This window comes from Pseudomonas sp. S10E 269 (genome assembly GCF_002798465.1).
GTDB classification, from domain to species: domain Bacteria; phylum Pseudomonadota; class Gammaproteobacteria; order Pseudomonadales; family Pseudomonadaceae; genus Aquipseudomonas; species Aquipseudomonas pergaminensis.
In genome coordinates, this window is the sequence record NZ_PHIJ01000001.1 from 3087947 (window position 1) to 3109357 (window position 21411).

The following is a 21411-nucleotide window of genomic DNA, read 5'->3' on the forward strand; positions in this document are numbered from 1 at the left end:
GCTAACCTGCCTCGATGTTTTACGAGGTCGACTATGCACATTCATATTCTCGGTATTTGCGGCACGTTCATGGGCTCGATGGCGGTTCTGGCCAAAGAACTGGGTCATCATGTCACCGGCTCCGATGCCAACGTCTACCCGCCCATGAGCACGCAGTTGCAGGCTCAGGGCATTGAGTTGACCCAAGGCTACGACCCGTCGCAGTTCGACCCGGTACCGGACCTAGTGGTGATCGGCAATGCCATGTCGCGGGGCAACCCAGCGGTCGAATATGTGCTCAACAAAGGTTTGCCTTATGTGTCTGGCCCGCAGTGGCTGGCCGACCACGTGCTGCAAGGCCGCTGGGTACTTGCTGTCGCCGGCACTCACGGCAAGACCACCACCAGCAGCATGCTGGCTTGGGTGCTTGAGCATGCGGGCATGAGCCCGGGCTTCCTGATTGGCGGCGTGCCGCAGAATTTCTCGGTGTCGGCGCGCTTGGGCGACACACCGTTTTTTGTGATCGAAGCGGATGAATACGACAGCGCCTTCTTCGACAAGCGCTCCAAGTTCGTTCACTACCGCCCGCGTACGGCGATCCTTAACAACCTTGAGTTCGATCACGCCGACATCTTTCCCGACCTGCCGGCCATCGAGCGGCAGTTCCACCACTTGGTGCGCACCATTCCAAGCGAAGGCCTGGTGATCCACCCGACCACCGAGCCTGCCCTGCAGCGTGTGATCGAGATGGGCTGCTGGACCCCGGTGCAAACCACCGGCGCGGGCGGGCAGTGGCAGGTCAAGCTGCTCAGCGAAGACGGTTCCCGTTTTGAAGTGCTGTTCGAAGGCGAGGCCCAAGGCATTGTCGAGTGGGACATGACTGGCCAGCACAACGTCGCCAACGCCTTGGTCACCCTGGCGGCTGCGCGGCATGTGGGCGTGGTGCCGTCCATGGGCATCGCCGCGCTCAGCGCGTTCAAGAGCGTGAAGCGGCGCATGGAAAAAGTTGCCGACGTGAATGGGATTACCATCTACGACGACTTTGCCCACCACCCGACGGCCATTGCCACCACCCTGGATGGCCTGCGCAAGCGGGTTGGCGACGCGCCGATCATTGCGATTGTCGAGCCGCGTTCCAACTCCATGAAACTCGGCGCCCACCGCGACGGCCTGCCGGAAAGCGTCAACGACGCCGACCAGGTGGTCTGGTACGCACCGGCCAACCTTGGCTGGGACCTGCCGGGGATTGCCGCGCTGTGCACGGTGCCGTCCACCGTGTGTGACTCCATTGAAGGCATCATCGAACACGTCAAGCAGCAAGCTAAACCGGGCACCCATGTGGTGGTGATGAGCAACGGCGGCTTTGGTGGCCTGCACGGCAAACTGGCCGAGGCGCTGAAATGAGCGGCCCGGAGCGCGTCACGCTGGCCATGACCGGCGCCTCAGGCGCGCCCTATGGTTTGCGCCTGCTCGATTGCCTGGTGCGTGAAGACCGTGAGGTGCACTTCCTGATCTCCAAGGCCGCGCAGTTGGTGATGGCCACCGAGACTGACGTCGCGTTGCCGCCCAAGGTGCAGACAATGCAGGCCTTTCTCACCGAATACACCGGTGCGGCGGCGGGGCAGATCAAGGTCTACGGTAAAGAAGACTGGATGTCGCCCGTGGCGTCCGGCTCAGGCGCGCCGGCGGCGATGGTGGTGGTGCCGTGTTCCACGGGCACCTTGTCGGCGATTGCCACGGGTGCCTGCAACAACTTGATCGAACGCGCGGCGGACGTGACCTTGAAGGAGCGCCGGCAGTTGATCCTGGTGCCACGTGAGGCGCCATATTCGAGCATTCACCTGGAGCACATGCTCAAGCTGTCGAACATGGGCGTGACGATTTTGCCGGCCTCGCCCGGTTTCTATCACCAGCCACAGACCATCGATGACCTGGTGGACTTTGTGGTGGCGCGCATTCTCAACTTGCTGAACATCCCACAGGACATGCTGCCACGTTGGGGCGAACACCATTTGAGCAGCGATGAATAAGGCGCTGCTGATGGTGTTGGCGTTGCACCTCACGGGCTGCGCCACCGCGCGCACCTTGGACGCAGCTAAACCAAACGCGCCGGTGGTGTATGCCGGCACGCGGTTGGACTTGTATGCCATGAATGGCGGCTGTTGCGCCATGGACAGATTTGGTGCCGAGGCGCCGGCTTATCCGGGAGTGGACCTGCCGGCGAGTGCGTTGCTCGATACCCTGTTGTTACCGCTGTCGGTGTTGACGGTGTTGGGCGTTGGGTTTAACGCCACAGGTGGCCTTTAGAGGTGTAGTGCCTGGGCTGGCCTCATCGCGGGCAAGCCCGGCTCCCACATTGGCACCGTGTGAACCCCATCCAATGTAGAACTCCCACATTGGAACTGTATGAACCCTATCCAATGTAGAACTCCCACGTTGGAACTGTGTGAACCCTATCCAATGTAGAACTCCCACATTGGAACTGTGTGAATCCCATCCAATGTAGAACTCCCACATTGGAACTGTGTGAACCCCATCCAGTGTAGAACTCCCACATTAGAGCGGTGTGAACCCCATCAAATGTGGGAGCGGGCTTGCCCGCGAATGCGGTGGGTCAGGCAGCTCATGCATCGACTGACACGCCCCCTTCGCGAGCCAGCCCGCGCTCACACTTGGATCTCTGTCAGGTCGTTAAACCGGATTATTTACCGAGCTTACGCAACTCATCCGACTCCACCACCCGCACCCCATCCTGTTCTTCCAGCGCCAGGCGCCACATGGCCCGGGCCAGTTCGCACACTTCGATGCCGTGGTATTTGCCGGGAATCAGTCGCGACAACGGGCCGGCAAGTTGTTCTGCCAGGCGTGGTTCCAAGCGTTCCCCCAACAGCAACGATGGCCGCACGATGGTCAGTTGTGGCCAGTCCTGAGCTTTGAGTGCCTCTTCCATTTCCCCTTTGACGCGGTTGTAGAAGATCGAAGACTTCGGGTCTGCGCCGATCGCGCTGATCACGATCAGGTGCCGCGCGCCCATTTCCCGCGCACGCTTGGCGAACGCCACGACCATGTCCAGGTCGACGGCGCGGAAGGCGGCTTCGGAGCCGGCTTGTTTGATGGTGGTGCCCAGGCAGCAGAAGGCGAGGTCCACCGGGCCGCTCAGTTGCGGCAGGAACACCGCCGGGTCGCCGACCGGGTTTTCCAGGTGGGGGTGTTCGGCCAATGGCCTGCGGCTGGGTGCGAGCACGCGGGTCACGGTGGGTTCGTTGAGCAGGCGATCGAGCAGGTGTTCGCCGGTAAGGCCGGAGGCTCCGGCGAGCAAGATATGCTGAGGCGTCAGGTACATGGTGTTTCCCCCTTGTTACACAGTTCAGCTTAGTTGCCTATGGCTTCCTTGCTATTCATTGAGACGCTTTCGAGCGCCTTTCGTGCCTGCTGTTTGCGTAATAATTGCCAATGGGCGATCACACCCTTGGGGGCCCAGATCTGCGGCTCGGAGGCTTCGAAGTTGTCCGCCTGTTCGCGTTCGGCCACATGCAGTTGCGCCAGCTTGAAGGCTTGCTGCAAGTCGTCGGTCTGGTTGAAGGCTTGGGCGAAGAGGGCGTCGCCGAAGTAGGTGAAGTCGGCCTCCTCGGAACAACCGAAGGACACACGGTCGGCCCGGGAGGCGGTCATGATCAGGGTGCGCTCATCTTTCAAGGCCGGGATGAAACCACCGGAGTAACAGGCGGAAATCACCACGATCTTGTCGCGGTTCTTCAGCGGCGCCAGCACTGCGGCCAGCTCATCGGCGGGCAGGTCAGCCAGCTCCATGCGCGGTTGGTCCAGCACCAATTCGTGTTCGTGGGTGCCGTGGCTGGTCATGTAGATAAACACCAGGTCTTCCGGGCCGGTGCGTTCGGCCAGGGTCAGCACGGCGCGACGCAGGCTTTCGCGGGTGGCCAGGGGGCGGTCGGCGATGTGGTCGCGGTGATTGACCAGGCGAATCTGCCCCCGCGCGCCAAAGCGGGTAGCAAGCATGTTACTGACGTAATCGGCTTCACGCAGGAACACGCTCTGCTTGCCATCGCCGGCCACGGCCAGGGTATACAGCTCGACGGCGGGGGTAGAGGCGGGTACGGCGGCGAGGGCGGTGTCGAGCAGGCGGCCTTGGGCCAGCACGCCGATCTCCAGTGGGTCGGGCAGCAGTTTGCCATCGGCGTCACGCACGCGCAGGCCGTTCACCCAGGTGCCGGCCTGCACGCTGCCGTCGGTAAGCACCAGGGTGCCTTTGCCTTGGTAGCTGTCGCTGTCGAAACCGCCGATATAGAAGCTGCCGTCAGTAAGGTTCAGGCGGCCTTCACCGGTAAAGCGCCAATCGCTGAACTGGCCGACATAGTGGCTGCCGTCGACACCGATCAACTCGCCCTTGCCGCTGAGCGCACCTTCCTTGAACTGGCCGATCCACACGTCGCCATCAGCGTTCTCGTAGCGGCCCTTGCCATTGAGCTGGTTCTGCTTGAACTGGCCGACATAAATATCGCCATCGGCGCTGTTGAAGGTGCCGTTGCCTTCCAGTTGGCCATCGACGAAATGGCCGCTGAACTGGTTGCCGCTGTCGTCGTTGCGCTGGCCTTCGCCATTCGGTTTGCCGTGGGCGAACTGGCCCTGGTACTGGCTGCCGTCCGCCAGCTCCAGGCGACCGAGGCCGGAATACTGGTCGTCCTTGAATTCGCCGCGATAGGTCATCTGGCCCTCTTTGAGGGTACCTTCGCCGTTGCGTCGACCGTTCTTGAAACCGCCCACATAGTGGCTGCCTGCGGTGGTCAGGCTGCCCTGGCCATCGAACAGGCCCTGCTGGAACTGGCCTTTATAGACTTCGCCATTACTGCCATGCCACTCGCCCTGGCCGTGCCACTGGCCTTTGTCAAACTGGCCGGCGTACCAACTGCCGTTGGGGTAGTCCACGCGGCCCTGGCCTTGCAGCAAGCCATCGACCACATCGCCCCGGTAACGGCCGCCGTCGGGCAGGCGCGCATCGGGCGGCAACAGCGATTCGCCGTCTCCGCAAGCGGTGAGCAACAGGGCAAGGGCGAGGGGAGCGAGTGGGCGCATAGCGGGATCCGGATAATTGAGCGCCGAGTATGCCGCAGCTGCGAGTTTCATACATGAATTTGTGGTGAGCGAGCTTGCCCCGCGTTGGGTGGCGTAGCCGCCCCAAATACAGGCAACTCGTTCCTTCAGGAAGCATCAGGTTGCAGGTTCTGGAGCTGCTTCGCAGCCCCGCGCGGGGCAAGGCCGTTCACCACAAGTGAGGTTTTGTGCCACCGGCCTTACACGAAGTAGAGTGACAACGACTCCGCAATGTAGGCCGGTTTTTCCTGCCCTTCGATTTCCAGGGTGGCAGTGGCCTTGAGCAGCCATTGGCCGGGCTTTTTCTCGGTGACGTCATTGAGGGTCACGTTCAGGCGCACCTTGGAGTTGACCTTCACCGGCTGGATGAAGCGCACGCTGTCCAGGCCATAGTTGACGGCCATCTTCAGGCCTTCGGGCACGATCAGCAGGTCTTCCATCAGCTTGGGCATCAGCGACAGCGACAGGAAACCGTGGGCGATGGTGCTGCCAAACGGGGTTTGTGCGGCCTTGACCGGGTCGACGTGGATGAACTGATGATCGCCAGTGGCTTCGGCGAACAGGTTGATACGCGCCTGGTCGATGGTGAGCCATTCGGAACGTCCCAGTTCCTTGCCGACATAATCTTTGAGCTGCGCTACGGGTACATAGGGCATTGCGTCTCTCCTTGGTTCATCGGTGCTGTTTTTATGGGTTACAGAGAACCAATGTAGATCATCATGGCCAATCAGCCCGGTCAACCCACCATGCTTTTGGCGAATGCCGGTGCATAGGGCTGGCGTGCTTATAATGCGGGCGAGTCCTGAGGGGGGAAGAACGGATGCTGTTACGTGGCCTGACCTGGCTGGTGCTGTTTCAACTGATCGGCACCGCGATCAACCATTTGCTGTTGCCGGTGCTGCCGGGGCCGATCATCGGGCTGCTGCTGATGCTCGGCTTTCTGGTGTGGCGAGGCGAAGTTGGCGAGCCGCTGAGCCTGGCGGCCAGCAGCTTGTTGCGTTACTTGCCGTTGCTGCTGGTGCCGCCCGCGGTGGGGGTGATGGTGTATGCCAAGGACATCGCCGCTGACTTCTGGGCCATTGTCGGCGCGCTGGTGCTGTCGCTGGTGATTGCCATGGGCTTTGTCGGCGTGCTGATGCAGCAGATGGTCAAGCGCAAGGAGAAGGACCAATGACCTTCGACTGGCACGGCGCGTGGACGGCGGTGATTCACCATCCCTTGTTTGGCATCGGTATCACCCTTGGTGCGTATCAACTGGTGCTGGCTGGCTTCGAGAAAACCCGCTGGATCTTCCTGCAACCGGTGCTGGTCTCGATGTTGCTGGTGATCGGTGTGCTGATCAGCTGTGGCCTGAGCTACGCCGAGTACCGCAAGAGCACCGAGATCATGGGCATCCTGCTCGGCCCGGCGACAGTGGCGCTGGCGGTGCCGCTTTACCTGAACCTGCGGCGCATTCGCCAATTGTTCTGGCCGATTTTTACTACGCTGGTGATAGGCGGGGTGTTGGCCACCGGCCTGTGTGTGCTGCTGGGCTGGTGGTTCGGCGCCGAACACATGATGCTGATGACCATGGCGCCCAAGTCGGTGACTTCGCCGATCGCCATGCTGGTGGCCGAGCAGATCGGTGGCGTGGCCGCGCTGGCGGCGGTGTTTGTGCTGATCACCGGCGTGATCGGTGCGATGATCGGCCCGGCGTACCTGTCACGCCTGGGCGTGCACAGCGCCGAGGCGCGCGGCATGGCGCTGGGCATGACCGCCCACGCCGTCGGCACGTCGGTGGCGCTGCAGGAAAGCGAAGAGTGCGGCGCCTTTGCAGCGCTGGCCATGAGTCTGATGGGTGTGGCCACGGCAGTGTTCCTGCCGTTAGCCGTGTCCGTGATCGTTTAAACCGGGTTTAAGGAAACCTTTATGAGTCTGGCGCTGTTCCCGCTCAATACCGTGCTGTTCCCTGGTTGCACCCTCGACCTGCAGATATTCGAGGCGCGCTACCTGGATATGATCAGTCGCTGCATGAAAAAGGGCGAAGGCTTTGGCGTGGTGTGCATCCTCGACGGCAAGGAAGTGGGCATGGCCCCGGACGGCTACGCGCTGATCGGCTGTGAAGCGCTGATTCGCGACTTCAAGCAGCAGGACAACGGCCTGCTGGGCATTCGTGTCGAAGGCGGTCGTAGGTTCCGGGTGCGGGACGCCGGCGTGCAGAAGGACCAATTGCTGGTGGCCGACGTGCAGTGGCTCGAAGAACTGCCGGACCAGCCGCTGGAGGAAGAGGACGCCGACTTGCTGGCGCTGCTGCAGGCATTGGCCGAGCACCCGATGGTGGCTTCGCTGGACATGGACGCCCACGCCGAGGGGCAGCAAGCCTTGGGCAATCAGTTGGCGTATCTGCTGCCTTTCACTGAGGCCGACAAGATCGACCTGCTGCAACTCGACGACCCGCAGCAGCGGTTAGACGCGATCCAGATGTTGCTCGACGAGTTGCAGGGCGAACTGTTCACCTAATAGGCGTAGCGCAGCAGAGCATGGGGTGTACCGGTCAACGCGATGAAGCTCAGCACCGCGACCAATGCCGGCAGCAACAGCCACCAGGTCTTTTGCGACATCGCCGGCAGCGGGCTTCGGTATTGGCTGATGCCCAGGCTGAACGCGCACACCGTCATTGCCAACAGCGTGCCGGCGAGGATGTCCGTGGGCCAGTGGGCGCCGAGGTAGACCCGCGACAGCGCAATGAAGGCTGCCGGGATGCAGCCCAGCAGCATCCACGTCAGGCGCAGCCGGATCGGTTGCCCGCGACCGGCCAGGATCGCCAGCGCCAGGAAAAACGCGAACGCGCCGGACGCGTGGCCGCTGGGCATGCTGAAGCTGGTCAGCGGGTCGGTGAGGATTTCCGGGCGGCCACGGGCGAAGAACAGCTTGGTCCCGGTGTTGATTACCGCCGCACCGGCGAGGGTCACGCCAACAAAAATCGCATGACGCCATTGCCGCGCCACTAGCAGCAGGCCGGTAAAGATAGCGCTGGCCACGAACATCTTCTTGAACTCGCCCAACTGGGTGATGCGCACCATCACTTCGTCCAGCCAGGGGCTGCGGTGTTCCTGCACCAGGGCGCTCAGGCCCTGATCGAAGTCATTAAGGTGGGGGTAGCCGATAAACAGGGCGATCAATACCGTCAGGCTGGCGCAGCCGATCCACCAGGTGGCGCGACGATGGCCGCGCAGGCTGCTGTTCAGGCTTAGGCCCACCACCACCGCGATACAGGCCGCCACAACACCGGCCTCAGGCCAGAAACCCTCGGGCAGCGGCAGGCGGAAGGCCGCGCCGGTCGCCCAGCCCGGCAACAGGTAGGCCACCGACCAGCCGGCCGCGGCAACGATGCTCACCGCCGCGAAGCGCGGGAAGGGCATGTCGCACATCCCGGCCACCATCGGCAGCATGGGCCGCAGCGGGCCGATGAAACGCCCCACCAGCAGACTGGCGATGCCGTATTTGTGGAAGTAGCTTTCGGCGCTGTTCATCCATTCGGGGTGGTGGCGCAAGCCAGGTAAACGCCGGATATTCTGGTGGAAATGTCGTCCCAGGTAGTAGGAAACCCCGTCACCCAAGAGCCCGCCCAGGAAGCCCAGCAGCAGGGTTTCGCTCAGGGACAGCGCGCCGCTGCCGGCGAGTGCGGCAATGGCAAACAACAATACCGTGCCCGGCACGATCAGCCCGGCGATGGCCAGGCATTCCACGCAGGCGACGATAAACACCGCGACCGCCAGCCATTCGGGATTCAGGGTCAACCAGCCGGTAATGCTATCGAGCCATTGGCCCATACAATCCACTCCATCCAAGTTCGTACACCGTGTGGGCGCCCGGTTTGCCGGCGATGGCCCCCATGGGACCGCCTTCACCGTCAAGCCGGGCGCTTACAGGTCGTGTTATCAAATCAAAAAATAGTCGCGGCCTTCGACCTGGCCCCGGCGCAGCGGGTTCCGCGTGCAATAAGGCGCATAGCCAGCATCGACGAAGCGGTACATCAGGTGCTCATCGCGCCCGCTGGGGATGCCCAGGCGGGTGGTCTGGATGATCTGGCTCGGTGCCTGGCCCACGTCTTCAACGTAGAGCAATTCCTGATCGAAGCGCTTGGCGTCCCACATCGGCACCTTCAGACCCAAGGCCTTGCACAGCAGGGTCTGGCCGGCGCACAGCTTTTGCGAGGCGCGCGGGCTGCCGTCGGCATTCGGGTTGTTCAGCAGCATCTGCGCCAGGCTAGCCGGGCCGGATAATTCATCGACCCATGGATAGGCCGATTTGATCAACACGGCGTTGCCTGGCCCATGGGCGCTGAAGTTAAGGGAGTCGCCGCCACGGGCGTAGTACATGTAGATATGGCCACCATCCAGAAACAAAGCCTTACGCTTTTCTGTGTAGCCCAATGACGCGTGACTGCCTTTTTCGGCCACGTAATACGCTTCGGTTTCAATAATTCGCGCCGAAAGCCAGATTTCTCCCACGCGATGGCGTATGACTTTTCCGAGCAAATCGCGCGCGAGCGTTTGTGCGTCACGGTCGAAGAAGCTGTCGGGCAGGGCGCTGGCGGGGAGTTGCGGCGGTGAACTGGGCATGGCGGTCAGGGTAAATACGGCTAAATGTGACGGAATCATAACAACTCCCACCTTAATTACCGCTGAACCCCAGGTTTTTACAGTTCATTTCGACCATCCGCCCCTCACCGCTGTCAGTCGGGCGGCGTCACAGCTATAATCTGCCGCTTTCCTCCCTGCCAAGACTCCCTGACCATGACTGAGTCCGTTCTTGACTACATGACCCGCCTGGGTCGCGCTGCCCGTCAGGCCTCGCGGTTGATCGCCCGTGCGAGCACCGCGCAGAAGAACCGTGCCCTGCTGGCTGCCGCCGACGCTCTGGATGCTTCGCGCTCCGAGCTCACCGCCGCCAACGAACTGGACCTGGCCAATGGCCGCGCCAATGGCCTGGAGCCGGCCCTGCTGGACCGCCTGGCGCTGACCCCGGCACGTATCGACGACATGATCGAAGGCCTGCGTCAGGTGGCCAAGCTGCCTGACCCCATCGGTGAAATCCGCGATATGCGCTATCTGCCGTCCGGCATCCAGGTCGGCAAGATGCGCGTGCCCCTGGGCGTGATCGGCATCATTTACGAGTCGCGTCCAAACGTGACCATCGACGCCGCGAGCCTGTGCCTCAAGTCTGGCAATGCCACCATCCTGCGCGGCGGTTCCGAGGCGATCAATTCCAACCGCGCCATTGCGGCCTGCATCCAGCAGGGCCTGGCCGTGGCCGAATTGCCTGCCGAAGTGGTGCAAGTGGTGGAAACCACCGACCGCGCCGCCGTGGGCGCGCTGATCACCATGCCGGAATTCGTCGACGTGATCGTGCCGCGCGGTGGCAAGAGCCTGATCGAACGCGTCAGCCGCGATGCCAAGGTGCCGGTCATCAAGCACCTGGACGGCGTGTGCCACGTGTTTATCGACGTCGCCGCCGACATCGACAAGGCGATCCGCATCGCCGACAACGCCAAGACCCACCGCTACGCCCCGTGCAACACCATGGAAACCCTGCTGGTGCACGTCGGCATTGCCGATCGCGTGCTGCCGCCGCTGGCTGCCATCTACCGCGACAAGGGCGTCGAGCTGCGCGGTTGCGGGCGTACCCGTGCGCTGCTGGGCGCGGACGTGATCGAGGCGACCGAGCTGGACTGGTACACCGAATACACCGCGCCGATCCTGTCGATCAAGATTGTCGACGACCTCGACGAAGCCATCGAACACATCAACACCTACGGCTCCAAGCACACTGACGCTATCGTTTCCGAGCATTTCAGCGATGCGCGACGCTTCCTCAACGAAGTGGATTCCGCCTCGGTGATGATCAACGCTTCGACACGCTTTGCCGACGGCTTCGAATATGGCCTGGGGGCGGAGATCGGTATTTCCACCGACAAGCTCCACGCCCGTGGCCCGGTTGGCCTGGAAGGCCTGACCAGCGAGAAGTACGTGGTGTTCGGCGACGGTCATGTGCGCACTTGATGGGTAAACGCATCGGGCTGCTCGGCGGTACTTTCGACCCCGTGCACATCGGCCATTTGCGCAGTGCCCTGGAAGTCGCGGATGCCCTCGCGCTCGATGAGTTGCGCATGATGCCCAACGCACGGCCGCCCCATCGCGATACGCCGCAGGTGTCACCGCAGCAGCGCCTGGAAATGGTGCGCCTGGCGGTGGACGGCATAGCGCCGCTAGTGGTGGACGACCGCGAGCTCAAGCGCGATAAACCGTCCTACACTGTTGACACCCTGGAACTGATGCGCGCCGAGTTGGCCGCGGATGACCAGTTGTTTCTGCTTTTGGGCTGGGACGCATTTTGCGGCCTGCCCTCTTGGCACCGCTGGGAGGAACTCCTCCAGCATTGCCACATCCTGGTTTTGCAACGCCCGGATGCCGACAGCGAACCGCCGGATGCCTTGCGCAACCTGCTGGCCGCGCGGTCGGTAAGTGACCCCTTGGCCCTGACCGGGCCGAACGGGAATATTGCATTCGTCTGGCAGACCCCGCTTGCGGTGTCCGCCACCCAGATCCGTCAACTGCTGGCCAGCGGGAAGTCGGTACGTTTCCTGGTGCCTGACGCGGTCCTGGCCTACATCGATGCGCACGGGCTTTACCGTGCGTCGAACTGAAAAGGCGTGCTTGAACCTACGCACAGTCGTAGAACGAGCGCCCGAACATACGAGCAAAACGAGTTTTATATGACGAACAAAGACGTAAGCAAAGTTAAGCGCAAAGGCACGTTCAAAAGCGCCCCGCTGCCAGTAGAAGCCCACACCGGCCCTGAGCTGGCTGGCGAAGAGCTGGTAAAAGTCGCCGTGGCGGCCCTGGAAGACGTCAAGGCCCAGGACATCCAGGTGCTGGACGTGCGCGACAAGCAGAGCATCACCGACTACATGATCATCGCCACCGGTACCTCGAACCGCCAGATTGGCGCGATGCTCGATAAGGTCCGCGAAGCCGTCAAGGCCCAGGGCGTGAAGCCGCTGGGTGAAGAAGGCAAGGGCGACAGCGACTGGGTGCTGCTGGACATGGACGACGTGATCGTTCACATGATGACCTCCAACGCCCGTCAGTTCTACGACCTGGAGCGTCTGTGGAAAGGCGCCGAGCAGAGCCGTGCCGCCGATGGCAAGCACCACAGCCCGGAAGTGGGCCATGCGCACTTCGACAAGCTGAACAAAGACCAGGAATAAGGAACGGCTGTGCGCCTGCGTCTGATTGCTGTCGGTTCACGCATGCCCAAGTGGGTGGAAGAAGGCTGGCACGAGTATGCCAAGCGTCTGCCCGCTGAGCTGTCGCTGGAACTGGTAGAGATACCGCTCAATACCCGGGGCAAGAATGCCGATGTGGCGCGCTTTATCCGTCAGGAAGGCGAAGCCATGTTGGCCAAGGTCGGCCCCAACGAGCGCATCGTCACCCTTGAAGTGCACGGCAAACCCTGGAGCACCGAGCAGCTGGCGGTGGAGCTGGATCGCTGGCGCCTGGACTCGCGTACGGTCAACTTCATGGTTGGCGGCCCCGAAGGGCTGGCACCGGAAGTCTGCGCGCGGGCGGACCAGCGTTGGTCGCTGTCGGCGCTGACGCTGCCGCACCCGCTGGTAAGGATCCTGATCGGTGAACAGCTGTATCGCGCCTGGACAGTTCTGTCCGGGCACCCTTACCACAAATAATCTGCGCCCCTCCCGATGACCCAACCGATCCGCATCAAGGACCACGAGAAAGACGCACGTCTTGTACGCGCGCGTGTGGTGTTTGGCGCGATCATGGTGGTGGCGTTGTTGGGCGTGCTGATTGCCCGCCTGTATTTCCTGCAGGTGATCCAGTACGACTATCACTCCACGCTGTCGGAAAACAACCGGGTGCATGTGCAGCCGATCCCACCGACCCGTGGGCTGATTTTCGACCGTAATGGCGTGGTGGTTGCGGATAACCGGCCCAGCTTCAGCCTGAGCATGACCCGCGAGCGTTCCGGCGACTGGCAGCAGATCCTCGATGTGATCGTCGAGGTGCTGCAGCTGACGCCGGAAGACCGGGTGATCTTCGAGAAACGCATGAAGCAGGGGCGCCGGCCTTTCGAGCCGGTGCCGATCCTGTTCGAGCTGACCGAAGAGCAGATCGCGCGGATCGCGGTGAACCAGTTCCGTTTGCCGGGTGTGGAAGTGGTGGCGCAGTTGGTGCGGCATTACCCGCAAGGGCCGCACTTTGCCCACTCAGTCGGCTACATGGGGCGGATCAACGAGAAAGAGCTGAAAACCCTCGATCCGGTCAATTACAGCGGCACCCACCATATCGGCAAGACCGGCATCGAGCGCTTCTACGAGCCCGAGCTGCACGGCCAGGTGGGTTACGAAGAAGTCGAGACCAACGCCCGAGGCCGCGTGCTGCGGGTGCTCAAACGCACCGACCCGGTGCCGGGCAAGGACATCGTACTGAGCCTGGACATCAAGCTGCAGGAAGCGGCGGAAATGGCCCTGGGCGGTCGTCGCGGCGCGGTGGTGGCGCTGGACCCGAAGACGGGCGAAGTGCTGGCGATGGTCAGCCAGCCAAGCTTCGACCCCAACCTGTTCGTGACGGGCATCAGCTTCAAGGCCTACGCCGAGTTGCGCGATTCCATCGACCGGCCGCTGTTCAACCGCGTACTGCGCGGCCTGTATCCACCGGGATCGACGATCAAACCGGCGGTGGCGATTGCGGGGTTGGACGCGGGTGTGGTGACGGCCTCCAGTCGAGTCTATGACCCCGGCTACTACATGCTGCCCAACTACGATCACAAATACCGTAACTGGAACCGCACCGGTGACGGCTATGTCGATTTGGACACCGCAATCATGCGCTCCAACGACACCTATTTTTACGACCTGGCGCACAAGCTGGGTATCGATCGCTTGTCCGCCTACATGGGCAAGTTCGGCCTCGGCCAGAAGGTTTCCCTGGACATGTTCGAAGAATCCCCCGGCCTGATGCCGTCGCGGGAATGGAAGCGTGCGACGCGCCGCCAGGCATGGTTCCCGGGCGAAACCCTGATTCTGGGTATTGGCCAGGGCTATATGCAGGCCACGCCGCTGCAACTGGCCCAGGCGACCGCACTGGTGGCCAACAAAGGCATCTGGAACCGTCCGCACCTGGCCAAGACCATCGAGGGCGAGAAGCCTTTGGATGAAAACCCGATCCCGGACATCGTGCTGCGCGACCCGTCCGACTGGACCAAGGTCAACCATGGCATGCAGCAAGTGATGCACGGCGCCCGTGGTACTGCGCGCAAGGCCGCGATTGGCGCCCAATACCGCATCGCCGGCAAGAGCGGTACCGCCCAGGTCGTGGCGATCAAGCAGGGCGAGAAATACGACCGCACCAAGGTCCAGGAGCGCCACCGTGACCACGCCTTGTTTGTCGGCTTCGCCCCGGCGGATGACCCGAAAATCGTGGTGGCGGTGATGGTCGAGAACGGCGAGTCCGGCTCCGGCGTCGCGGCGCCCGTGGTGCGTCAAGTGATGGACGCCTGGCTGTTGGCCGACGACGGCAGGCTCAAGCCCGAATATGGCGGCCCCCCTTCAAGCACCGAGGTTACGGCCCGTGAAGAGTAATTTTGACCGCATCCTCTCCAGTGAGGATGTGATGCGTCGCCGTGCGACGTTGCTGCAGCGCATGCACATTGATGGACCATTGCTGATCCTGCTGCTGACCCTGGCGGCCGGCAGCCTGTTCGTGCTGTATTCGGCCAGTGGCAAGAACTGGGACTTGCTGATCAAGCAGGCTTCGTCGTTCGGCCTTGGGTTGTTGTCGATGGTGGTGATCGCCCAGCTTGAGCCGCGCTTCATGGCGCGCTGGGTGCCGCTCGGTTACGTGGCCGGCGTGTTACTGCTGGTGGTGGTGGACGTGATGGGCCACAACGCCATGGGCGCGACCCGCTGGATCAACATTCCGGGGGTGATTCGCTTCCAGCCGTCGGAATTCATGAAGATTCTGATGCCGGCGACCATCGCCTGGTACCTGTCCAAGCGCACCTTGCCGCCGCAGCTCAAGCACGTAGGGATCAGCCTGATCCTGATTGGCGTGCCGTTTATCCTGATCGTGCGCCAGCCCGACCTCGGCACCTCGCTGCTGATCCTGGCGGGCGGTGCATTCGTGCTGTTCATGGGCGGTCTGCGCTGGCGCTGGATCCTCAGCGTGCTGGCCGCCGCCGTGCCCGTGGCCGTGGCCATGTGGTTCTTCTTTATGCACGACTACCAGAAGCAGCGGATCCTGACCTTCCTCGATCCCGAAAGCGATCCGCTGGGCACCGGCTGGAACATCATCCAATCAAAGGCCGCCATCGGCTCCGGTGGCGTATTTGGTAAGGGTTGGTTACTGGGCACCCAGTCGCACTTGGACTTTTTGCCCGAGAGCCACACCGACTTCATTATTGCGGTGATGGGCGAAGAGTTCGGCCTGGTGGGCATTTGCGCGCTGTTGCTGATCTATTTACTGTTGATCGGTCGCGGCCTGGTGATCACCGCACAGGCGCAGACGCTGTTCGGCAAATTGCTGGCTGGCGCCCTGACCATGACTTTTTTTGTTTACGTTTTCGTCAACATCGGTATGGTCAGTGGCCTGTTGCCGGTCGTTGGGGTGCCGTTGCCGTTCATTAGCTACGGCGGAACTTCGCTGGTGACATTGCTGTCAGCGTTTGGGGTTTTGATGTCGATTCATACGCATCGCAAATGGATCGCACAGGTTTGAATAAGGTGAAGATGTCAATGCAAGTAATGCGCGGCTGGGCGACTCGGCACGCGTCCTGGATGGGCCTGATTGGGCTGCTGGGCGCAACGCAAGAGGCGCAGGCCGGTGACTACGATGGTTCACCCCAGGTCGCCGAGTTTGTCGGTGAAATGACCCGCGACTATGGTTTCGCCGGTGAACAGCTGATGGGCGTGTTCCGCGAAGCCCAGAAGAAGCAGGCGATCCTCGACGCCATCTCACGCCCAGCCGAACGCGTGAAACAGTGGAAGGAATACCGCCCGATGTTCCTCACCGACGCCCGCGTGGCACGAGGTGTGGACTTCTGGCGCCAACACGAGGCGGTACTGGCCCGCGCCGAGCAGGAATACGGCGTGCCGGCCCAGGTGATTGTCTCGATCATTGGCATTGAAACCTTTTACGGGCGCAATACTGGCAGTTACCGGGTGATCGACGCCTTGTCGACCCTGGGCTTCGATTACCCGCCGCGTGCTGACTTCTTTCGCAAGGAGCTGCGCGAGTTCCTGCTGCTGGCCCGTGAAGAACAGGTCGACCCGCTGACCCTCAAGGGTTCCTACGCCGGTGCGATGGGCTTGCCGCAGTTCATGCCAAGCAGCTTTCGCGCCTATGCGGTGGATTTTGACGGCGACGGGCATATCAATATCTGGAGCAACCCTGACGACGCAATCGGCAGTGTAGCCAGCTACTTCAAGCGTCATGGCTGGGTCGCCGGCGAGCCGGTGGTGATCCGCGCCGATGTCGCCGGGGACCGCGCCGACGAAGGCCTGACCCAGGGCATCGAGCCGGCCAAGACGGTCGGGGAGTTGCGGGCGCTGGGCTGGTCGAGTCAGAATGCGCTGCCGGATGATATGCCGGTCACGGCATTCCGCCTCGAAGGCGAAAACGGCCCGGAATACTGGATGGGCCTGAAGAATTTCTACGCAATCACGCGTTATAACCGCAGTGTGATGTACGCCATGGCCGTGCATCAGCTGTCAGACATGCTGGTCCAAGCACGGGGCAACAAGTAATGCGGGCATCGCCGTTCAATCAACCGCTCAAGCTGGTGGCGTTCGCCGCGTTGTCCCTGCTGGTCGTCAGTTGTTCCACCAGCCGTGGTCCGGTGCAGAAGTCGGGGGGCACGGCCGTCCGTTCCCAGCCGGGCCTGGACATCAACCGCGCGCACAAAGACGGCGCGCCGTGGTGGGACGTCGACGTGTCGAAGATCCCGGATGCCACGCCAACCCTGCACACCGGCGCCTACAAGGCCAACCCGTACACCGTGCTGGGCAAGACCTATTTCCCGCTGCAGGAATCCAAGACCTACGTGCAATCGGGCACAGCGTCCTGGTACGGCACCAAGTTCCATGGCCAGAACACCGCCAACGGCGAAGTGTATGACCTGTACGGCATGAGCGCGGCGCACAAGACGTTGCCGCTGCCCAGCTACGTACGGGTGACCAACCTGGATAACAACCGCACGGTCATCCTGCGGGTCAACGACCGTGGACCGTTCTATTCGGACCGCATCATCGACTTGTCCTACGCCGCCGCGAAGAAACTCGGTTACGCCGAAACCGGCACCGCGCGGGTCAAGGTCGAAGGCATCGACCCGGCGCAGTATTGGGCCCAGCGTGGCAAGCCGGCGCCGTTGATGCTCAATGAGCCGCAGACTCCGCAACCGCAAATCACCGCGTCGGCCGGCAAGGTCGAGCAGTGGACACCGCCGCCACAGCAGCACGCCCCGGACACCGTGGCCGTGCCGCAAGCCGCCCAGGGCGCTTCGCTGGCAGGCGGACAATATTTGCAGGTGGGCGCTTTCGCCAACCCGGATGCGGCAGAACTGTTAAGGTCCAAGCTGAGCAGCATGGTCAACGCGCCGGTATTTATCAGCTCCATCGTGCGTAACCAGCAGACGTTGCACCGTGTACGCATGGGCCCGATCGGCTCGCCGAGCGAGGTCGCGCAGGTGCAGAACAGCGTGCGCCTGGCCAACCTGGGGCAGCCCAGCGTGGTCACAGCAGAATAAGTAAGCATTGATGGTTCAAGCTCGTGCGCGGGCTTGGACCCTGGTTGTTGGCTCGTTGAACAATAAAAACCCAGGGGCAAGGGGTGAGCGGGCAACCGAACACGCGACAGTCTGGCAACGGGCTGTCTGAATAAGTTTTGCCCGCGAGGGCAAGTTTCCATAAGCAATTTCGAGAGACGGATGAACATCACCACCTTAGCCAAACGCACGTGCCTGCTTATCTCGCTGATCATCACCCCGGCCGCCTGGGCGGTTGAAATGGTGCCGGCTTCACCGCAACTGGCCGCCAAGTCCTGGGTCCTCATGGATGCCGCCAGTGGCAACGTGCTGGTCGAGAGCAACGGTGACCAGCGCCTGCCGCCTGCCAGCCTGACCAAGCTGATGACCGCCTACATCGCGACCCTGGAAATCCGTCGCGGCCAGATCGGCGAGAACGACCCGGTTACTGTCAGCGAAAACGCCTGGCGCACCGGCGGTTCGCGGATGTTCATCAAGGTCGGCTCGCAAGTCACCGTGAGCGACCTGCTGCACGGCATCATCATCCAGTCCGGTAACGACGCCAGCGTCGCCCTGGCCGAGCACATCGCCGGCAGCGAAGACGCATTCGCCGACATGATGAACAAAACCGTGGCCGACCTGGGCATGACCAACAGCCACTTCATGAACCCGACCGGTCTGCCGAACCCAGAGCACTACTCGTCGGCTCACGACATGGCGATCCTGGCGCGCGCGATCATCCGTGTCGACCCGGTGCACTACGCGATCTACTCCCAGAAGGAGTTCTTCTGGAACAACATCAAGCAGCCTAACCGCAACCTGTTGCTGTGGCGCGACAAGACCGTCGATGGCCTGAAAACCGGCCACACCGACGAAGCCGGCTACTGCATGGTGTCGTCCGCCGTACGTGATGGCCAACGCCTGATCGCCGTGGTCTTCGGCACCAACAGCGAGCAGGCCCGTGCGGCCGAGACGCAAAAACTGCTGACCTACGGTTTCCGTTTCTTCGAAACCCAGACCTTCTATCAGAAGGGTACTGAACTGGCGACCGCGCCCGTGTGGAAAGGCGCTACCTCCCAAGTCAAAGCCGGCCTGGCTGAAGACCTGACCCTGACCATGCCTAAAGGCCAGCTGAAAAAGCTCGCCGCCAGCATGACCATGAACCCGCAATTGGTTGCCCCAATCGCCAAGGGTGACGTGATCGGCAAGGTCGAAGTGAAGTTGGACGACAAAGTGGTTCACAGTGCCGACCTGATCGCGCTGGACGCCGTCGACGAAGGTGGTATCTTCCGCCGCGTCTGGGATAGCATCCGTCTATTCTTCTACAGCTTGTTCAACTGATTGTGTGCACCTGCAAAGCCCCGTGTTGATCCGACACGGGGCTTTGCCCGTCGCCACGGCTTACGCTTACGAGGCCGTTACGCCATGACCGATAAAGAAGTAAACGCGCCAAAGATCGAATTCCCGGTGGTGGACTATCCCATCAAGGTGATCAGCGATACCGGTGTCGGCCGTAAAGACCTGATTCTCGAGATCGTGCGTAAACACGCGACGATCAACGATCAGCGCGTGGATGAGCGATCCAGCTCTACCGGCAAATACACAACGATCCAGTTGCACATCGTTGCGACTGATCAAGACCAGCTCTACAACATCAACAGCGAACTGCGGGCCACTGGCTTCGTGCACATGGTGCTGTGATGTCTCACGTCCTGGGCTTTCGCGAGCTCGGCCGGATGGACTACGAGCCCGTCTGGCACGCCATGCAGCGCTTCACCAATGAGCGCGGCACGTCGGCCCCCGATGAGATCTGGCTGGTGGAACATCCGCCCGTCTTCACCCAGGGGCAGGCCGGCAAGGCCGAGCATCTGTTGCTGCCGGGGGATATTCCGGTGGTGCAGGTCGACCGTGGGGGGCAAGTGACTTACCATGGGCCGGGTCAACTGGTGGCTTATCTGCTGCTGGACGTGCGCAAGCTTGGGTTTGGCGTACGTGACTTGGTCAGCCGTATGGAGGCTTGCCTGATCGAGCTGTTGGCCAGTTACGGCGTGAGCGCCGCGGCCAAGCCCGATGCACCCGGTGTGTACGTGGACGGCGCGAAAATCGCCTCCCTGGGGTTGCGCATTCGCCACGGGTGTTCCTTTCATGGCCTAGCCCTGAATGTGGACATGGACCTGGCACCGTTCCGGCGCATCAACCCGTGTGGCTATGCCGGGTTGGCGATGACGCAACTGAGCGACCACGCCACACCGATTAAATTTGCCGAGGTAAGTGCCCGGCTGCGTGCGCAGCTCGTCAAACACCTCGACTATGCTGAGCAGACGACCCTTACGGGCGGAATCGACTGATTATGACTACTGATGCAGTGCAAACCATGATCCCGACGCTGGACGTTACCGAGCGTCCGGCCCCGGCCCCGCGTGCCAAGGTGGAAGCCGGCGTCAAGCTGCGCGGCGCCGAGAAGGTTGCACGCATCCCGGTGAAGATCATTCCGACCACCGAACTGCCGAAGAAACCTGACTGGATCCGCGTGCGCATCCCGGTTTCGCCGGAAGTCGACCGTATCAAGGCCTTGCTGCGCAAACACAAGCTGCACAGCGTGTGCGAAGAAGCGTCCTGCCCGAACCTGGGCGAGTGCTTCTCAGGCGGTACCGCCACCTTCATGATCATGGGTGACATCTGCACCCGTCGTTGCCCGTTCTGCGACGTCGGCCACGGCCGTCCGAAGCCATTGGACGTCAACGAGCCGGAAAGCCTGGCCATCGCCATCGCCGACCTGAAACTCAAGTACGTGGTGATCACTTCGGTTGACCGTGACGACCTGCGTGATGGCGGTGCCCAGCACTTTGCCGACTGTATCCGCGAAATCCGCAAGCTGTCGCCGAACGTGATGCTCGAAACCCTGGTGCCGGACTACCGTGGCCGCATGGACGTGGCGCTGGAAATCACCGCCGCCGAGCCGCCGGATGTGTTCAACCACAACCTGGAAACCGTGCCGCGCCTGTACAAGGCCGCGCGTCCGGGTTCGGACTACCAGTGGTCGCTGACCCTGCTGCAGAAATTCAAGCAGATGATGCCGCACATTCCGACCAAGTCCGGCTTGATGCTGGGCCTGGGCGAGACCGATGAAGAAGTGATCGAAGTCATGAAGCGCATGCGCGAACACGACATCGACATGCTGACCCTGGGACAGTACCTGCAACCGTCCCGCAGCCACTTGCCAGTGCAGCGTTTCGTGCACCCGGATACTTTCGCCTGGTTCGCCGAAGAAGGCTACAAGATGGGCTTCAAGAACGTGGCCTCGGGCCCGTTGGTGCGCTCCTCGTACCATGCGGACGAGCAGGCCAAGCTGGTCAAGGCTAGCCTGGTTTCGTAATACAGATTCGGGCAACACCGCTGATCCAATGTGGGAGTGGGCTTGTGTGGGAGCCGGGCTTGCCCGCGATGCAGACGCCTCGGTACAACAGATGCACCGAGGTGATGCCATCGCAGGCAAGCCAGCTCTCACACAAGCCCGCTCCC

23 protein-coding genes are annotated in these 21411 nt (G+C 62.0%); 18 read left to right on the forward strand and 5 right to left on the reverse strand.

From position 1 onward, the window contains the following. Positions 1-33 precede the first annotated feature (33 nt). Genes mpl through CWC48_RS14365 form a run of 3 tightly spaced genes read left to right on the forward strand, consistent with a single transcriptional unit; the run spans position 34 to position 2286 of the window. Positions 34-1383 (forward strand): UDP-N-acetylmuramate:L-alanyl-gamma-D-glutamyl-meso-diaminopimelate ligase, encoded by a 1350-nt coding sequence (gene mpl / locus CWC48_RS14355; protein ID WP_078050344.1) that lies wholly within the window; start codon positions 34-36, stop codon positions 1381-1383. After that, positions 1380-2009 carry a flavin prenyltransferase UbiX gene (gene ubiX, locus CWC48_RS14360; protein ID WP_028618086.1) on the forward strand — a complete coding sequence of 210 codons (630 nt, stop codon included), beginning with the start codon at positions 1380-1382 and terminating at the stop codon, positions 2007-2009. Before mpl ends, ubiX begins: the two co-directional genes overlap by 4 nt. After that, positions 2002-2286, forward strand: coding sequence for a YceK/YidQ family lipoprotein (locus CWC48_RS14365; RefSeq protein ID WP_078050343.1), 285 nt, complete (start codon positions 2002-2004; stop codon positions 2284-2286). The genes ubiX and CWC48_RS14365 overlap by 8 nt, the downstream gene beginning before the upstream one ends. Positions 2287-2680: 394 nt before the next feature. Here CWC48_RS14365 and CWC48_RS14370 read toward each other — a convergent pair whose 3' ends face one another. From CWC48_RS14370 to CWC48_RS14380, 3 genes are all read right to left on the reverse strand, one after another. Then, complete coding sequence (locus CWC48_RS14370; RefSeq protein WP_078050342.1) at positions 2681-3322, reverse strand: oxidoreductase; 642 nt, start codon at positions 3320-3322, stop codon at positions 2681-2683. A 29-nt stretch (positions 3323-3351) separates the two neighbouring features. Further along, on the reverse strand, positions 3352-5070 hold the full coding sequence (locus CWC48_RS14375) for a C13 family peptidase (RefSeq protein WP_100492085.1): 1719 nt from the start codon (positions 5068-5070) through the stop codon (positions 3352-3354). Between the two features lie 218 nt (positions 5071-5288). After that, positions 5289-5744 (reverse strand): MaoC family dehydratase, encoded by a 456-nt coding sequence (locus tag CWC48_RS14380; protein WP_010206803.1) that lies wholly within the window; start codon positions 5742-5744, stop codon positions 5289-5291. A 164-nt stretch (positions 5745-5908) separates the two neighbouring features. On the opposite strand from CWC48_RS14380, the gene CWC48_RS14385 reads away from it, so the two are divergent. The 3 genes from CWC48_RS14385 to CWC48_RS14395 are packed head-to-tail and all read left to right on the forward strand — an operon-like array spanning position 5909 to position 7587. Continuing rightward, the gene (locus tag CWC48_RS14385) at positions 5909-6262 is read left to right on the forward strand and encodes a CidA/LrgA family protein (RefSeq protein ID WP_015886074.1); all 354 of its coding nucleotides are present in this window, start codon (positions 5909-5911) and stop codon (positions 6260-6262) included. Further along, the gene (locus CWC48_RS14390; protein ID WP_100492086.1) at positions 6259-6975 is read left to right on the forward strand and encodes an LrgB family protein; all 717 of its coding nucleotides are present in this window, start codon (positions 6259-6261) and stop codon (positions 6973-6975) included. The genes CWC48_RS14385 and CWC48_RS14390 overlap by 4 nt, the downstream gene beginning before the upstream one ends. Before the next feature lie 21 nt (positions 6976-6996). Beyond that, positions 6997-7587, forward strand: a complete 591-nt coding sequence (locus CWC48_RS14395; protein ID WP_078050339.1) for an LON peptidase substrate-binding domain-containing protein — start codon at positions 6997-6999, stop codon at positions 7585-7587. Here the strand turns inward: CWC48_RS14395 and CWC48_RS14400 are convergent. Then, positions 7584-8900 (reverse strand): bifunctional DedA family/phosphatase PAP2 family protein, encoded by a 1317-nt coding sequence (locus tag CWC48_RS14400; RefSeq protein ID WP_100492087.1) that lies wholly within the window; start codon positions 8898-8900, stop codon positions 7584-7586. The two genes, CWC48_RS14395 and CWC48_RS14400, sit on opposite strands and share 4 nt — an antisense overlap. 108 nt (positions 8901-9008) lie before the next feature. Further along, positions 9009-9692, reverse strand: coding sequence for a DNA-3-methyladenine glycosylase (locus CWC48_RS14405; RefSeq protein ID WP_100492526.1), 684 nt, complete (start codon positions 9690-9692; stop codon positions 9009-9011). 174 nt (positions 9693-9866) lie between these two features. Between CWC48_RS14405 and CWC48_RS14410 the strand changes: the two genes are divergently transcribed. The 12 genes from CWC48_RS14410 (at position 9867) to lipA (ending at position 21265) form a co-directional block, all read left to right on the forward strand. After that, on the forward strand, positions 9867-11132 hold the full coding sequence (locus CWC48_RS14410) for a glutamate-5-semialdehyde dehydrogenase (RefSeq protein ID WP_100492088.1): 1266 nt from the start codon (positions 9867-9869) through the stop codon (positions 11130-11132). Next, on the forward strand, positions 11132-11776 hold the full coding sequence (nadD, locus tag CWC48_RS14415) for a nicotinate-nucleotide adenylyltransferase (RefSeq protein ID WP_078050336.1): 645 nt from the start codon (positions 11132-11134) through the stop codon (positions 11774-11776). Before CWC48_RS14410 ends, nadD begins: the two co-directional genes overlap by 1 nt. 69 nt (positions 11777-11845) lie before the next feature. Next, positions 11846-12340 (forward strand): ribosome silencing factor, encoded by a 495-nt coding sequence (gene rsfS, locus CWC48_RS14420; RefSeq protein WP_010206793.1) that lies wholly within the window; start codon positions 11846-11848, stop codon positions 12338-12340. A gap of 9 nt (positions 12341-12349) precedes the next feature. After that, the gene (gene rlmH, locus CWC48_RS14425; RefSeq protein ID WP_003176297.1) at positions 12350-12817 is read left to right on the forward strand and encodes a 23S rRNA (pseudouridine(1915)-N(3))-methyltransferase RlmH; all 468 of its coding nucleotides are present in this window, start codon (positions 12350-12352) and stop codon (positions 12815-12817) included. 15 nt (positions 12818-12832) lie between these two features. Continuing rightward, positions 12833-14731, forward strand: coding sequence for a penicillin-binding protein 2 (gene mrdA / locus CWC48_RS14430; protein ID WP_078050335.1), 1899 nt, complete (start codon positions 12833-12835; stop codon positions 14729-14731). 31 nt (positions 14732-14762) lie between these two features. Beyond that, positions 14763-15866, forward strand: coding sequence for a rod shape-determining protein RodA (gene rodA / locus CWC48_RS14435; RefSeq protein WP_042570827.1), 1104 nt, complete (start codon positions 14763-14765; stop codon positions 15864-15866). A gap of 17 nt (positions 15867-15883) precedes the next feature. After that, complete coding sequence (gene mltB / locus CWC48_RS14440) at positions 15884-16894, forward strand: lytic murein transglycosylase B (RefSeq protein ID WP_078050334.1); 1011 nt, start codon at positions 15884-15886, stop codon at positions 16892-16894. Then, positions 16894-17892: a septal ring lytic transglycosylase RlpA family protein gene (locus CWC48_RS14445; RefSeq protein WP_078050333.1), complete on the forward strand. Its 999-nt coding sequence runs from the start codon at positions 16894-16896 to the stop codon at positions 17890-17892. The genes mltB and CWC48_RS14445 overlap by 1 nt, the downstream gene beginning before the upstream one ends. Before the next feature lie 180 nt (positions 17893-18072). Further along, positions 18073-19230, forward strand: coding sequence for a D-alanyl-D-alanine carboxypeptidase family protein (locus CWC48_RS14450; RefSeq protein ID WP_078050332.1), 1158 nt, complete (start codon positions 18073-18075; stop codon positions 19228-19230). A gap of 84 nt (positions 19231-19314) precedes the next feature. Then, entirely contained in the window at positions 19315-19590 is a 276-nt protein-coding gene (locus tag CWC48_RS14455; protein ID WP_078050331.1) for a DUF493 domain-containing protein, read from the forward strand. After that, complete coding sequence (gene lipB, locus CWC48_RS14460) at positions 19590-20237, forward strand: lipoyl(octanoyl) transferase LipB (RefSeq protein WP_010206783.1); 648 nt, start codon at positions 19590-19592, stop codon at positions 20235-20237. Before CWC48_RS14455 ends, lipB begins: the two co-directional genes overlap by 1 nt. Positions 20238-20263: 26 nt before the next feature. Continuing rightward, positions 20264-21265 carry a lipoyl synthase gene (gene lipA, locus CWC48_RS14465; RefSeq protein ID WP_162163623.1) on the forward strand — a complete coding sequence of 334 codons (1002 nt, stop codon included), beginning with the start codon at positions 20264-20266 and terminating at the stop codon, positions 21263-21265. Positions 21266-21411: the final 146 nt, after the last annotated feature.

Excerpts from the sequence above, each read along its gene's own strand:
- rsfS (WP_010206793.1), top strand. The coding sequence starts at position 11,846 with ATGACGAACAAAGACGTAAGCAAAGTTAAGCGCAAAGGCACGTTCAAA.
- mpl (WP_078050344.1), top strand. The coding sequence starts at position 34 with ATGCACATTCATATTCTCGGTATTTGCGGCACGTTCATGGGCTCGATG.
- CWC48_RS14390 (WP_100492086.1), top strand. The coding sequence starts at position 6,259 with ATGACCTTCGACTGGCACGGCGCGTGGACGGCGGTGATTCACCATCCC.
- CWC48_RS14380 (WP_010206803.1), bottom strand. The coding sequence starts at position 5,744 with ATGCCCTATGTACCCGTAGCGCAGCTCAAAGATTATGTCGGCAAGGAA.
- rodA (WP_042570827.1), top strand. The coding sequence starts at position 14,763 with ATGCGTCGCCGTGCGACGTTGCTGCAGCGCATGCACATTGATGGACCA.
- CWC48_RS14405 (WP_100492526.1), bottom strand. The coding sequence starts at position 9,692 with ATGCCCAGTTCACCGCCGCAACTCCCCGCCAGCGCCCTGCCCGACAGC.
- nadD (WP_078050336.1), top strand. The coding sequence starts at position 11,132 with ATGGGTAAACGCATCGGGCTGCTCGGCGGTACTTTCGACCCCGTGCAC.
- CWC48_RS14400 (WP_100492087.1), bottom strand. The coding sequence starts at position 8,900 with ATGGGCCAATGGCTCGATAGCATTACCGGCTGGTTGACCCTGAATCCC.
- lipB (WP_010206783.1), top strand. The coding sequence starts at position 19,590 with ATGTCTCACGTCCTGGGCTTTCGCGAGCTCGGCCGGATGGACTACGAG.
- CWC48_RS14375 (WP_100492085.1), bottom strand. The coding sequence starts at position 5,070 with ATGCGCCCACTCGCTCCCCTCGCCCTTGCCCTGTTGCTCACCGCTTGC.
- CWC48_RS14370 (WP_078050342.1), bottom strand. The coding sequence starts at position 3,322 with ATGTACCTGACGCCTCAGCATATCTTGCTCGCCGGAGCCTCCGGCCTT.
- CWC48_RS14395 (WP_078050339.1), top strand. The coding sequence starts at position 6,997 with ATGAGTCTGGCGCTGTTCCCGCTCAATACCGTGCTGTTCCCTGGTTGC.
- CWC48_RS14445 (WP_078050333.1), top strand. The coding sequence starts at position 16,894 with ATGCGGGCATCGCCGTTCAATCAACCGCTCAAGCTGGTGGCGTTCGCC.
- ubiX (WP_028618086.1), top strand. The coding sequence starts at position 1,380 with ATGAGCGGCCCGGAGCGCGTCACGCTGGCCATGACCGGCGCCTCAGGC.
- CWC48_RS14450 (WP_078050332.1), top strand. The coding sequence starts at position 18,073 with ATGAACATCACCACCTTAGCCAAACGCACGTGCCTGCTTATCTCGCTG.
- mrdA (WP_078050335.1), top strand. The coding sequence starts at position 12,833 with ATGACCCAACCGATCCGCATCAAGGACCACGAGAAAGACGCACGTCTT.
- CWC48_RS14385 (WP_015886074.1), top strand. The coding sequence starts at position 5,909 with ATGCTGTTACGTGGCCTGACCTGGCTGGTGCTGTTTCAACTGATCGGC.
- CWC48_RS14365 (WP_078050343.1), top strand. The coding sequence starts at position 2,002 with ATGAATAAGGCGCTGCTGATGGTGTTGGCGTTGCACCTCACGGGCTGC.
- CWC48_RS14455 (WP_078050331.1), top strand. The coding sequence starts at position 19,315 with ATGACCGATAAAGAAGTAAACGCGCCAAAGATCGAATTCCCGGTGGTG.
- lipA (WP_162163623.1), top strand. The coding sequence starts at position 20,264 with ATGATCCCGACGCTGGACGTTACCGAGCGTCCGGCCCCGGCCCCGCGT.
- mltB (WP_078050334.1), top strand. The coding sequence starts at position 15,884 with ATGCAAGTAATGCGCGGCTGGGCGACTCGGCACGCGTCCTGGATGGGC.
- CWC48_RS14410 (WP_100492088.1), top strand. The coding sequence starts at position 9,867 with ATGACTGAGTCCGTTCTTGACTACATGACCCGCCTGGGTCGCGCTGCC.